This is a genomic window from Spirosoma taeanense (assembly GCF_013127955.1).
Lineage (GTDB): Bacteria > Bacteroidota > Bacteroidia > Cytophagales > Spirosomataceae > Spirosoma > Spirosoma taeanense.
Genome location: NZ_CP053435.1, coordinates 4,637,261 through 4,649,516, shown reverse-complemented (window position 1 = coordinate 4,649,516; position 12,256 = coordinate 4,637,261). Strand labels below are relative to the sequence as shown.

General features: G+C 53.9%; 9 protein-coding genes. 5 read left to right on the top strand and 4 right to left on the bottom strand.

The window, feature by feature from the left end; genetic code table 11:
- Nucleotides 1–11 precede the first annotated feature (11 nt).
- Both HNV11_RS19305 and HNV11_RS19300 read left to right on the top strand, forming a co-directional pair.
- Nucleotides 12–659, top strand: a complete 648-nt coding sequence (locus tag HNV11_RS19305; RefSeq protein WP_171741219.1) for a response regulator transcription factor — start codon at nucleotides 12–14, stop codon at nucleotides 657–659.
- Between the two features lie 100 nt (nucleotides 660–759).
- On the top strand, nucleotides 760–2,541 hold the full coding sequence (locus HNV11_RS19300) for an ABC transporter ATP-binding protein (RefSeq protein ID WP_171742249.1): 1,782 nt from the start codon (nucleotides 760–762) through the stop codon (nucleotides 2,539–2,541).
- 79 nt (nucleotides 2,542–2,620) lie between these two features.
- Here HNV11_RS19300 and HNV11_RS19295 read toward each other — a convergent pair whose 3' ends face one another.
- The 3 genes from HNV11_RS19295 to HNV11_RS19285 form a co-directional block, all read right to left on the bottom strand.
- Entirely contained in the window at nucleotides 2,621–3,976 is a 1,356-nt protein-coding gene (locus HNV11_RS19295) for a neutral/alkaline non-lysosomal ceramidase N-terminal domain-containing protein (protein ID WP_171741218.1), read from the bottom strand.
- Nucleotides 3,977–4,129: 153 nt separating this feature from the next.
- Nucleotides 4,130–4,864 (bottom strand): ferritin-like domain-containing protein, encoded by a 735-nt coding sequence (locus tag HNV11_RS19290; RefSeq protein WP_171741217.1) that lies wholly within the window; start codon nucleotides 4,862–4,864, stop codon nucleotides 4,130–4,132.
- A gap of 15 nt (nucleotides 4,865–4,879) precedes the next feature.
- Entirely contained in the window at nucleotides 4,880–5,599 is a 720-nt protein-coding gene (locus tag HNV11_RS19285) for a ferritin-like domain-containing protein (protein WP_171741216.1), read from the bottom strand.
- A gap of 369 nt (nucleotides 5,600–5,968) precedes the next feature.
- Here HNV11_RS19285 and thrA point away from each other — a divergent pair, with 369 nt between their 5' ends.
- Nucleotides 5,969–8,425 (top strand): bifunctional aspartate kinase/homoserine dehydrogenase I, encoded by a 2,457-nt coding sequence (gene thrA / locus HNV11_RS19280; RefSeq protein ID WP_171741215.1) that lies wholly within the window; start codon nucleotides 5,969–5,971, stop codon nucleotides 8,423–8,425.
- A 7-nt stretch (nucleotides 8,426–8,432) separates the two neighbouring features.
- On the opposite strand, the gene HNV11_RS19275 is transcribed toward thrA, so the two are convergent.
- Nucleotides 8,433–9,221, bottom strand: a complete 789-nt coding sequence (locus HNV11_RS19275) for a hypothetical protein (RefSeq protein WP_171741214.1) — start codon at nucleotides 9,219–9,221, stop codon at nucleotides 8,433–8,435.
- A 227-nt stretch (nucleotides 9,222–9,448) separates the two neighbouring features.
- On the opposite strand from HNV11_RS19275, the gene HNV11_RS19270 reads away from it, so the two are divergent.
- Nucleotides 9,449–11,056, top strand: a complete 1,608-nt coding sequence (locus HNV11_RS19270; RefSeq protein ID WP_171741213.1) for an McrB family protein — start codon at nucleotides 9,449–9,451, stop codon at nucleotides 11,054–11,056.
- Between the two features lie 113 nt (nucleotides 11,057–11,169).
- Nucleotides 11,170–12,201, top strand: coding sequence for a galactitol-1-phosphate 5-dehydrogenase (locus HNV11_RS19265; RefSeq protein ID WP_171741212.1), 1,032 nt, complete (start codon nucleotides 11,170–11,172; stop codon nucleotides 12,199–12,201).
- The last annotated feature ends 55 nt before the right edge of the window (nucleotides 12,202–12,256 follow it).

Genomic DNA, 12,256 nt, shown 5'->3' with positions numbered 1-12,256 from the left:
TCTGCTTAGCCATGCCCACCCGCATCCTGTTAGCCGACGACCATCAGCTTTTTTTAGATGGGCTAAGAAGCCTGCTGGAACGAATCGAAGGATGCGAGGTGGTTGGCGAAGCGCGAAACGGTCTGGAGGTTCTGACTTTCCTGTCCACAACGCCCGTCGACTGCATTCTGCTGGACGTTGAGATGCCCGAACTGAACGGTCTAGAAACCACCAAGCGGATCAAAAAGCAGTTTCCTAACGTGCGGGTGCTGGCCGTCAGTATGGCTAATGATTACGATACCGTTCGCCAGATGCTTCGGGCGGGGGCAGATGGCTATCTGGTTAAAAACACGGGCAAAACCGAACTCGTCAAAGCCATGGAAAGCATCAGCCGGGGGCAGATTTATGTTAGCACTGAACTGGCCCCGGTGCTGTTTCATGGACTGGCCAACCGCAAACCACCGGTATCGGCTTACGGTGAAACGCTCACCCAGCGCGAGCGCGAGGTACTGGGACTCATTGTCGATGGTTTTACGAATGAGCAGATTGGCCAGCAGTTATTCCTGAGTCCGCTAACGGTTAAAACGCACCGGGCCAACATGATGAGCAAGCTTAATTGCTCCAACACGGCAGCTTTAGTGCGGTATGCGCTGGAACATAACCTGCTGCCGGGGGCTTAAGCCGGTTAATAAGTCGGTCTTTCCCAGGCTATGCCGCATCCGTTCTCTGCAACTTTTCGGCGGCTCACGGGGTTACGAACAAAAAGCAGTTCGGCCACCGGTGAAAGCACTTTCCTACCTGAATAAATACCTCCTCAAATACAAATGGTACCTGATCTGGGGAACGGTATTCACAATCATTTCCAATCTGTTCGGCATTTTCCCGGCGCAACTCGTTCGGTATGCGCTGGATCTGGTGCGCGAAACGCTCGACATCTACTATCTCTACGATCAGTCGCCGTTGCAGTCGGCCCTGTATAATGTCTTTACGTTCAGTCTGTTGCTGTTTGCGGGTGGAACGCTGGCGATGGCGTTGCTGAAAGGATTCTTTTTATTTCTGGTCCGGCAAACGCTCATCGTTATGTCGCGGCACGTTGAGTACGACCTGAAAAACGAGATATACGACCATTATCAGACGCTGCCGCTGAGCTTTTACCGCCAGCACAACACCGGCGATCTGATGGCCCGCATTTCAGAGGATGTCAGCAAGGTAAGAATGTATATTGGGCCGAGCATCATGTATGGCCTGAACCTGATTGTTCTTTTTATCCTGGTCATTACGTACATGGTCAGCATCAATGCCCGACTCTCGCTGTACGTTTTGCTGCCGCTGCCCATTCTGTCGGTTGCGATTTATCTCGTCAATAATATCATCATCCGGCGCTCGGAGGAAATTCAGCGGAGCCTGTCGCGGCTTTCGACCTATGTACAGGAAGCCTTTTCGGGAATTCGGGTTCTGAAAGCGTTCGTGCAGGAAACTAATTCAGCCGCCAAGTTTGAGCTGGAAAGCGATGAATATCGCGCCAGGTCGCTGGGACTGACCCGGGTCGATTCGCTATTTTTTCCCATCGTTGCCATTCTGGTGGGCCTGAGTAACGTTCTGGTCGTATACGTTGGGGGGCAGGAAATTCTGGCCGGTCGCCTGACACCGGGCAACATCACGGAGTTTATCCTCTACGTCAACATGCTGACGTGGCCCGTAATGGCCTTGGGCTGGACCACCAGTCAGACCCAGCGGGCAGCTGCCTCACAGGAGCGCATCAACGAGTTTCTGCGTATCAAAACCGACATTGTTTCGCAAAAGAACCTGAAGCACACAGTTAACGGCGAAATCGAGTTTAAAAACGTTCGCTTCGTTTACCCGGACTCGGGTATTGTTGCCATCAAGAACTTCTCGATGCACGTCCGGGCGGGCGAAACCGTCGCCATTCTGGGAACAACCGGTTCGGGTAAGAGTACGCTGGCGAATCTGCTGACGCGGATGTACGACGTTAGCTCGGGCGAAATCCGGATTGATGGAATCCCCATCAAAGATTATAATCTGACCTCCTTGCGGGAGCAGATGGGTTACGTTCCGCAGGATGTGTTTCTGTTCTCGGATACCATCAGCAACAACGTTCGCTTCGGCAAGCCCGATCTACCCCAGAGTCGCGTGGAGCAGGCCGTTCGCGATGCCGACCTGTATCAGAACGTAATGGATTTCCCGGAGCAGTTCGAAACCCGGGTGGGCGAACGGGGTGTTACGCTCTCGGGCGGTCAGAAGCAGCGATTGAGCATTGCCCGCGCCATTGCCCGCAATCCAAAAATCCTGATTCTGGACGACTGCCTCTCGGCCGTAGATACCAACACCGAAAATATTATCCTGAATAACCTCCGGCGCATCATGGCTGACCGTACGTCCGTGGTGATTTCGCACCGCGTTTCCTCGGCAAAGCTGGCCGATCACATCATCATGCTGGACGATGGCGAAATTGTCGAGCAGGGCACGCACGAGGACCTGATGGAACTGAACGGTGCCTACCGCGAACTCTACGAGAAACAGTTGCAAACGGAAGAGGTGTAACGTAATTGGATAAACTACTTGAAAAGGAGCGAAGACAGATCTTCGCTCCTTTTGTTTTATATCTCTTCGGAAAGCCAGCCTAAAGTTTCTTCAGCAACCCCACCATCATTTCCTGAAAATAAGCGCCGTTATAAGGACCAAACCAGTTCATGTCGCGGGTTTCGTAGGTCTGGCGGTTGTAGTAGCGGTCGGGCGTTACGTAGCCAATATAGCCGCCGTCGAAGCTGGTAACCATCAGATTTACACCTTTCTTGGTGGCCAGCGGGTTTAGCTCGGCCGCGAGTTCGCCCGAGAAATCGCAGGGCGTACCCAGCAACACCGTCTGGCCGATACGTAAGGCCTTCAGGTCAGAAGGGTAGTCACCGTAGATCGCGTAAAACAGCCACGGACGCACGCGCCAGTTGCCAATGACGCGGGGGTGTGGTTCCCGCAGTCCCAGCGGCAGCGTCAGCAGGGCCAGCGTACTGTCGGAGTGGGTCTGTATCTGCGGAACGGTGCGCTCAATGCGGGTAGCCAGCGCTCCGGCGTAATTCCGGATTTCCTGAAAGTCGGTGCTGCCCGTTGCTTTTGGGCCGGTGCTGCCAACTGCGCCCGCCAGGAAAACCGCAAAGCTGGCGCTTTTTTTCTCTAGCCTGTCGACTAATGAGCCGGGATAGTCGCGGCTGAGGTAGTCGCCGTTGCTGCCGTCGAACAAAGTGGCATGCCCCGCAAACGAGCAAAGCAGAGCCGATTCGCCGGTGGGTTTCTGTAGTTTCAGTAAGCGAACCGCTCCGTCCAGCGGCCCGGTTGGGCCGGCGTTGCCGATGCGGTTATAGATCAGATCCGAGGCATCGGTCTGACTAAAACCAATCTGTACTGGAGCCATTGTACGCTGCGCCTGACGAATGGCCGTCAGCACCCCGTCGGTGATACGCGTAACGATCTTTTCGTCGTAGCCGCCCGCAATTAACTGACCAACCAGTCCTGGCGCCCAGCCGCCTATGCTGTTGTGCGAATGAATGGCACCCATGTATATGTTCTCCCAGTGCAAACCCACTTCGGGCAGGCGTTTCTTCAGAGCCTCAGTGACAGTAGGCGGAGTAATCAGCAGGTCCAGCCCGACCACAGCGACGGTTGTGGTGCCATTGCTGAGCACGATGGCCCGCGCGTAAATAGAGTCGCTGACGATATGCCAGTGCTTGCCGCGCCGGACGCCGTAGCCGCCCGTAGGGGTTGTGTAGGGGGGCGTAATATTCGTTTTTGCCCAGCCTGCCCGGAGCGGAGCCTGACCGGCTTTAGGTTCCCGAAGCTGCGCCAGGCGTTGCTTCGTCTGGCGGTAGTAAGGCATCTGCTGGTAAGGAGTTTCGTCGACGGGAGCCAGGCTAATGGCCAGAAACAGCAGAATAAATACAATAAGCCCAAGAAGGGCTTTTAAGAGAATACGAACGAATTTCATACAGCTAAGCCGCCACACTGGGCGAAACTGACTGCAAACAACAAAAAAAGGTTTGTTTGCGAAACTGGGAACAAAAAAGGCACCGGAGAAAACCCCGATGCCTTTCATCACCCTCCCTAAATTATCTGTGCGTTAGCCAGCACCAGATAGAGCCTAGGCCAGATATGGCTTAACAATAGCCAGCACCTGGTCTTTTGTTAATGGTTCGTCGAAAGCCTCCCGAATCGCGCTTTCCGGTTTGCCGGTCAGGGTTTTCAGATCGACGCCTGCCTGCATGGTTGTTGTGGCCGACGTATCGGAAACCCAGCCCTTCTGACCCCGTAGCCGACGTACTTCCGACGCGTGCCGGGCTTCGACCGAGTGGATTTGCAGAGCCACCTGCAGAATAGCTTTGTCGTTGATGAGTGCACCTGCCTGTCCCTTATAGGCCCGAACGCCCGTGTCCTCAAACGCCTGAGCAAGCGTCAGAAACGTCTGGTAGTTGGTGAAGGCATCCGCCGGAAACTTAAACGTTGGTTTAGCAACCGCCACCGAGCCCAGGGCACCCTTCAGCAGGGCTACGTGAGCAGCCTCGTGTTTGCTGATCTGGTCCATAATCGCCCGATCCGTGGTGGGAATCAGTCCACTGGCATTCCGGCCAAGACGGTAAAATTCATCTTCGAGGTATTCCAGCGTCAGGGCGTAATTGAGAACGTCGACGGCTGCCTGCGACGGGCCTGCCGATTGCGCAAAGGCCTGGTTAGCGGTGGCGGCAAAAAACGTTGGGATAGCCGCTGCAGCCAGGTTAGAGCCAACCCGCAGCAGGTTCCGGCGGGAATAGAAGCTGTACCGGTCGGCGGCTTCAGCATCCACTTGTTCGATTTCGGAAATTATGTTAAACAGATTCATGATGTCGTATCAGATTTATGCGGTTGGAAGATTAGCCCCGGTCAATGGCGTTTTAACGAATGGCTGGGCAATTGGCAGTACGGTGGCCGGCTTGGCAGCTCCGTCGAGGCCGGTTGTTGGGTTAACAATATCGTCACCCGCAAAAAGAGCTGATTTAGGACTCAGCAGGTCGCGAATAGCGGCTGCGTGCCGGGCTTCAACCGATACAATTTTACCGGCCAGCACCAGGTAATTGGCGTCTTTAATTAGGTTGCCTGCTCCGTTATAAGCCGCTACACCCAGATCTTCGAAAGCCTTGGCGGAGTTCAGTACTGATGCCCGGTCTGCGAAATTTACCGCGCTGAAGTTTGGCGTCAGGGCCGAAATAGCGTTGGCACCCAGAGCCGCTTTGAAAAAGTCGCGGTGAATAACCTCGTGGTCGCGGATATCGGTCAGCAACGTTTTTTCTGCATCGGTCATGCCGCCATAAGGTGTTGCAATAACCTGTTCGTAAAAAGCCGCTTCCAGTTGTTCAAGCGCGTAGGCGTAGTTCAGGATACCGACATCACCTGAACCCAGATCGACGGTCGACGGAACCGTAACGGGATTATCATTATCATCCTTGCAGGAAGCCAGGAGCGCACCTCCGGCCGCAAAAGCGCCCGCGTAGCGTAGAAATAACCGGCGACCTACCATAACCGGCTCCAACTGACCCGGCAGCATGGTCAGGCCCGATTCATTCTGTTGCTTGCTCATAACGAGAAGTAATTAAGTATTAGTAATGTGCCCCTGCGTTCAGCGGGCGATTCGACTACACCTACGAGCGGAATTCAACTCTGGATTTGTCGGTCTCATTTATAAGTCATAACCGCTTGATTAACAGATAAAATTAGGGCCTGAGATCCGTACCACCTCCCTGGCTTTTTCCGCGGATTCGTGGTTGGAAGCCAGCCCTTTCCAGAAATTGGATATGCCTCAACGGTGGCCCCCTCTGATTATTTCCTGTATCTTTGCGGCCTGAATCAGCTTCATCAACGGCTCCTTGATTATTCATGAAAAGCGACCGGAATTCGCTTAACAGTACGGATCGCTCTTTCGCTTATTCATTCTTTCGCTTATCCAGTAATGCAGGTCCTTAAGTTCGGCGGTACGTCAGTTGGCTCGGTTGAGAGCATCAGAAAGGTTATCCAGATCATTGAAAACCATCGTCAGGAAGGAAATGCCATTGCCGTGGTGTTTTCGGCGATGGGCGGGATTACCAACCAGCTCATTGAAATCGGACGGATGGCTACCACGGGTAGCACTGATTACATGGAACTGGTCCGGCGTATTGAAGACCGGCATTTCAACGTTGTGAAGGCCCTGATTCCGGTAAAGGAGCAGAGCAAGGTCTTTGCCAACATTCGGGGCATTATCAACGAACTGGAAGATCTGCTGCGGGGCGTTTCGCTCATCCGTGAGCTGTCGCCCCGGACGCACGACCTGATTACCAGTTTTGGCGAGCGACTATCAACAACCGTCATTACGGAATGCGTGAAAAGCCGGGGAATTCCGGCGCAGTTCTGCGATGCGCGCCATCTGATAAAAACGGATGCGCAGTTCGGCCAGGCGGAGGTGAACTATCCGCTGACGAACCAGATCATTCAGGAACATTTCGCCAAAACGAATGATCTGCAGTTGATTACGGGCTTCATTGGCTCGACCGAAAAGAACGAAACGACAACTCTGGGCCGGGGCGGCTCCGACTATACGGCCAGCATCATTGGCGCAGCTTTAAATGCCGAAATAATTGACATCTGGACTGATGTAGACGGGATGATGACCGCCGACCCACGTAAAGTGCCGAACGCGTTTAATATTCCGACCATTACCTACGCAGAAGCGATGGAGCTTAGTCACTTCGGCGCGAAGGTTATTTATCCGCCCAGCCTGCAGCCTGCTTTCGCCCGTAACATTCCGATTCGGGTGCTGAATACGTTCAACCCGACGCATGGGGGTACGGTCGTAAGCCGCACTGCGGAGCGACGCCAGTACACCATCACGGGTATTTCAAGCATTGATGACATTGCTCTGGTCAACGTGCAGGGGTCAGGTATGATCGGGGTAGCCGGGGTATCGGCAAAGCTGTTCGGCGTGCTGGCTGCGCATAAAATCAGCGTAATCCTCATCTCGCAGGCTTCGTCGGAGCATTCGATCTGCTTTGCTATTGACCCGCGCGGAGCCGAGAACGTGAAGGAAATTCTGGACGCTGAATTTGCCACCGAAATTGCGCACGGTCATATCGACAACATCGCTATTGAGCGCGAGCTGTCGGTCATTGCGACGGTCGGGGAGGGTATGAAAAAGTCGTCGGGTATTGCCGGTAAGCTGTTTTCTGTACTGGGTAAGAACGGGGTCAACATCGTGGCCGTTGCCCAGGGCTCGTCGGAGATTAACATCTCCGTGGTTATCAACAAAAACAACCTGTCGAAGGCGCTGAACGCCTTGCACAACATCTTTTTCCAGTCAGAAGCGCGTGTACTGAATCTGTATCTGGTTGGTACGGGCCTGATCGGTAAAACGCTGCTGAAGCAGATTTTTGACCAGTCGGAGTTTCTACGTGCCGAAAAGCTGCTGAAAGTCTGTGTGGTGGGGATGTCGAACACGAAAAAGATGCTGCTCGACCCCAAAGGGATTACGCTGGACGACTGGCACGAACGCCTGCTGACCGAAGGCGTAACGACATCGCTGCCGGCCTTTGTCGAGAAAATCAAAGATTACAACCTGCCGAACTCGGTGTTCATTGACTGCACATCCGATAAGGACATCGTGCAGTTCTACGAATCGCTGCTCGATGCCAACATCTCGGTTGTGACGCCCAACAAAGTAGCCAATTCGGGGCCCTATAGCGAATACCGGCGTCTGCAACGGACGGCGCTGAACCGGGGCGTCAAGTTTCTCTACGAAACCAACGTTGGCGCCGGTCTGCCCATCATCAATACCGTACAGGGGCTGATAACGGCCGGCGACCGTTTCCTGAAAATTGAAGCAATTCTATCGGGGACGCTGTCCTATATTTTCAATAATTTCCGACCCGGCGTGTCGTTTGCCGATGTTGTCCGCGAAGCCAAAGCGAAAGGGTACACCGAACCCGATCCGCGCGATGACCTCAGCGGCCAGGACGTAGCCCGGAAAATTCTGATCCTGGCTCGTGAAGCCGGTTTTGCGCTGGAGCCGGAGGACGTAACGATCAACAATCTACTGCCCGAATCCTGCCTGAATGCACCCACAATTCCGGCCTTCTTTGAGGAACTGGAGCAGAACAATGCTTACTTCGGGAGTCTGCTCACCGATGCCGAAGCGAAGGGTGAAAAACTGCGGTTTGTGGCCAGTTTCGAACACAACAAAGCCGTTATTGAACTGCGCTCGGTTGGACCGGAGCACCCGTTTTATATGCTCTCGGGCTCCGATAACATCGTTTCGTTTACCACCGAACGCTACAAAGACCGACCGCTGGTCGTAAAAGGCCCCGGCGCGGGCGCTGAGGTAACAGCCTCGGGCGTCTTTGCCGACGTAGTGAGTATCGGTAGTTATCTGGCGTAGAAGAGAATTACTCGCAGGCATACATAAACGCCTGCCGATTTTTCTTCGTCACGGGGTCGGGAACGCTCGACTGGTAGAGCAGCGCGTTTTGTTCTTGACTCATTAATTTGTTCTCCGCGTCGTAAACTGGCGTAAAGGTTGATGATTCGCGCAGCGTTCCCCGGTTTCCGTTCGCGTTCAGATCATATGTTTTGTGGGCAGTGGGCGCGTTTATATGCCAGAACCGCCCCGGCATCGTTTCGACCGCCTGGCTTAGAGCAATCACGGTCAGCAGGCTACGTGCCGGAAAGCGGGCGTAGGGGGAGGGCTTACCCGCTACGGTATATTCCGTTTCCTGTTCCAGTACCAAACCGTCGCGCAACGTAAACCGGGCGCGTTCCGTCGTCAGGTTGCCCGCCTTGTCATAGATAAACGTATAATCCCGCTGGGTCGTCAGGGCGTTGGCAGGAAGTACCTGACGACTCTCGATAATGCGGCTCATCTGCCCCAACACTCCGTATTCCATGCTGAACACCGACTGAATTTTTCCGTTTCGGCTGACGGTAGCGCTAATTGGGGCTGTTGTGGAGGTAGCATACGTTACGCGGATCTTATCCAGCTCACTCGTAGCCTGAACAGCCTGTTTATCGGTGTACTGAAGCTGAAAGCTGACTTCCCCATTTTTAGATCGTTCGCTGATTGAAGTAACTACATCGCCGTTGTACGTAAAGGTACGCTGCATCTCATCCGTTAGTTTGCCACTGGTTTCGCGGAGCTGATCAGTCGTGCTGGTTAAGCGGCAGGTGGTTGGTTGCAACTTGAATTCTTGTTTGCAGGAATACAATCCTGCTATGGAAGCAGTAATAAATAGGAAAATCAGTAAATAATTAGGTTTCATAAATCGTGAACGTGTATAAGCAAATGTATAGTCTATGGTTAGGCTAACCTACACTTTACGGTCAAAAATTTGTAGTTTCGCAAGTCTGATTTTATCCTGTTTTCTGCCTGATAAGACAGGCCGACTTGTTTAACCGTTGCTTCTCTGTGCTAACCGAAACCCAGCAGCAATCCCTTGTAGAACGCATCCGCGACATTGGCCACCCTGAGGCCGTTCGGCGGTTCTTTGGCTTGCTGAAGGAGTTGATTGATATTGTCAACCTGCCCAATGGCGACGCCCGGCTGGCGTTTTCAGTGCGCCGGGAGAAATCAGCAATTTCGGCCGATATTAACTTTTATCAGGCGTTACGTATTCAAAAACCACGTCGGGGCGAGGTTGAATATCATCTGACGGTAAAGAAGACCTGTCGGGATCGGCTTGCTGCTGTTGAGGAACTGGTGTTCGAGCCTATAACGGAGAAATCGGATTATGTGGCCGTAGTTATAGGTCAGTCGAATGTCCACCTGCTTTATCAGCCAACGCTGCGGACTTGCTGGGAGGATTGTCTGCTCGAATTAGTTGAAAGTAATAAGCGTGGGCCACACTTAGCCCGACATAACCGTGACATTTACGAAGCTGCCGAAAATGAGGCCCGGCTCAGCGATCTCGTCCGGTTAGCCGACGACCCTACGCTCGGTCAGAATAACGGAGCGCAAAGCTTAAACGGTCACGCGGTTGAAGAGCCGGCAGCGGGGTATGAAACAACCCCCACGCTTCCCGCTCAGCCTCATAACCTGATCCTGTTTGGACCGCCCGGCACCGGCAAGACATTCGCGCTGCAACCCTATCTGCGCGACAAAAACGCCAGTCTGATTACGTTCCATCCGTCCTATAGTTATGAGGAGTTCGTGGAGGGCATCCGGCCAGAGGTGATCGGCAATCAGATTAGCTACCGGGTACGTAAAGGTATTTTCTATAAAGCCTGTCTGTCGGCAATTCAACAGGCGGGTTACGCCACGCTGGCCGACTGCCTGAACGACCAGTCCGACAATCGCAGCCGTCGGCTGCGGCAGGCTCCGGCGCATTATCTGCTGATTGACGAGGTGAACCGCGCCAACGTGGCCAGCGTTTTCGGCGATTTAATTACGTTGCTGGAGACCGATAAACGGCTCGGTGCAGAACACGAACTCTGGCTTACATTGCCCTATTCACAGGAGCGGTTTGGCGTGCCGATGAACCTCTACGTGGTCGGTACGATGAATACTACCGACCGTTCCATTGCCCTGCTGGACCTGGCGTTACGTCGGCGGTTTGCTTTCCGGGAAGTCATGCCTGATCCATCCGTACTGGGTACAGTCGATGAAGTTGACCTGCTGCAACTTCTGCGGACCATGAACGAACGAATTGAGTACCTGCTGGATCGGGATCACCAGATTGGTCACGCCTACCTGACCAATCTCGAAACGCATGCCGACCTCTGCGAGGCTTTCCGTAACCGGATTATTCCTCTGTTACAGGAATACTTTTTCAACGACTGGGCCAAAATTCAGCTAGTCCTGGGCGACAATCCGGCCTGGGGGAAAGAGCCAGAACAGCGGCTCGTCTGGATTAAGAAAAAGTACACAGCGTCAACTGCGGGTAAACTATTCGGCGAGTTGCCCGAGAGTTATGAGGACGTCGTTACGTATGACATCAATCCGCATTTACAGGCAGGTGATTACGAGCAGGTACCGGTTGACGCATTTCGGCATATTTATCAGCGACCAAACGCATAGCGGCTGTTTTGGGCCGCAAACCAGCTCTGGATACATTAGGACCACGGCTTTGCTGACTTTCATTTAACAGGCTCTACTACCAGCCTGAATCATACAGTTTTACTCTCTCAAGTATGAAAGCGCTCGTTCTTACCGAATACAATCATTTTGATCTGCAGGACCTGCCCAAACCCACCATCCGCCCGAACGAGGTGCTGGTTCGGGTACAGGCGGTGGGTATCTGCGGCTCCGACGTTCACGGCATGGACGGCAGCAGCGGCCGGCGTATTCCGCCGATTGTCATGGGCCACGAAGCCAGCGGTATTATTGCCGAAGTTGGTGCCGATGTAAAGGACTGGGCTACCGGCGACCGCGTAACCTTCGATTCGACGGTGTATGCGCTCGACGACTGGTACAGCCGCCGGGGTATGTATAATCTCAGCGACGGCCGCGAAGTAGTGGGCGTTTCGACGCCGGACTTTAAACGGCAGGGTGCTTTTGCCGAGTACGTGGCAGTGCCGCAGCATATTCTGTACGCCATTCCTGATAACGTAACGTTTACCCAGGCTGCGCTGGTTGAGCCGGTCGCGGTGGCGCTGCACGCGCTTAGCCTGACGCCCATTCAGGTGAATGATTCAGCGGTGGTGGTTGGGGCGGGTATGATCGGTCTGTTCGTCATTCAGGCGCTGAAACTGGCGGGCTGCGGGGCTATCATTGCTATTGATCTGGACGACGACCGACTGGCACTGGCGCAGAAACTTGGCGCGACGCATTGTATTAATGCCCGTCAGCCCGACGTAATTAAACAGGTGCAGGCCCTGACGCAGGGACGCGGGGCCGACGTTTCGTTTGAAGTGGTCGGCGCCGGGCCGACCGTTAAGACCGCTATTGACTGCGTTCGAAAAGGCGCGACGGTTACGCTGGTGGGGAATCTGGCACCAACGGTTGAGATTCCCTTGCAGGCTGTAGTGACGCGCCAACTGCGGCTGCAGGGCTCCTGCGCCATCAACGGGGAGTACGAAGCCGCGCTGTCGCTAATCTCGTCCGGCCGGATGAACGTTGAGGCTATTCTCAGCGCTGAAGTCCCGTTGGCCGAAGGCGCGAACTGGTTCAAGCGGCTTTACGATAAAGAGAAAGGCTTGATCAAGGTCGTACTGAAACCGTGAGCTCTATTTTGAGTAGATGGCTCCGGACGAGTTGTTTTATTGGAATACATTTTAC

Excerpts from the sequence above, each read along its gene's own strand:
- HNV11_RS19305 (WP_171741219.1), top strand. The coding sequence starts at position 12 with ATGCCCACCCGCATCCTGTTAGCCGACGACCATCAGCTTTTTTTAGAT.
- HNV11_RS19295 (WP_171741218.1), bottom strand. The coding sequence starts at position 3,976 with ATGAAATTCGTTCGTATTCTCTTAAAAGCCCTTCTTGGGCTTATTGTA.
- HNV11_RS19290 (WP_171741217.1), bottom strand. The coding sequence starts at position 4,864 with ATGAATCTGTTTAACATAATTTCCGAAATCGAACAAGTGGATGCTGAA.
- HNV11_RS19285 (WP_171741216.1), bottom strand. The coding sequence starts at position 5,599 with ATGAGCAAGCAACAGAATGAATCGGGCCTGACCATGCTGCCGGGTCAG.
- thrA (WP_171741215.1), top strand. The coding sequence starts at position 5,969 with ATGCAGGTCCTTAAGTTCGGCGGTACGTCAGTTGGCTCGGTTGAGAGC.
- HNV11_RS19265 (WP_171741212.1), top strand. The coding sequence starts at position 11,170 with ATGAAAGCGCTCGTTCTTACCGAATACAATCATTTTGATCTGCAGGAC.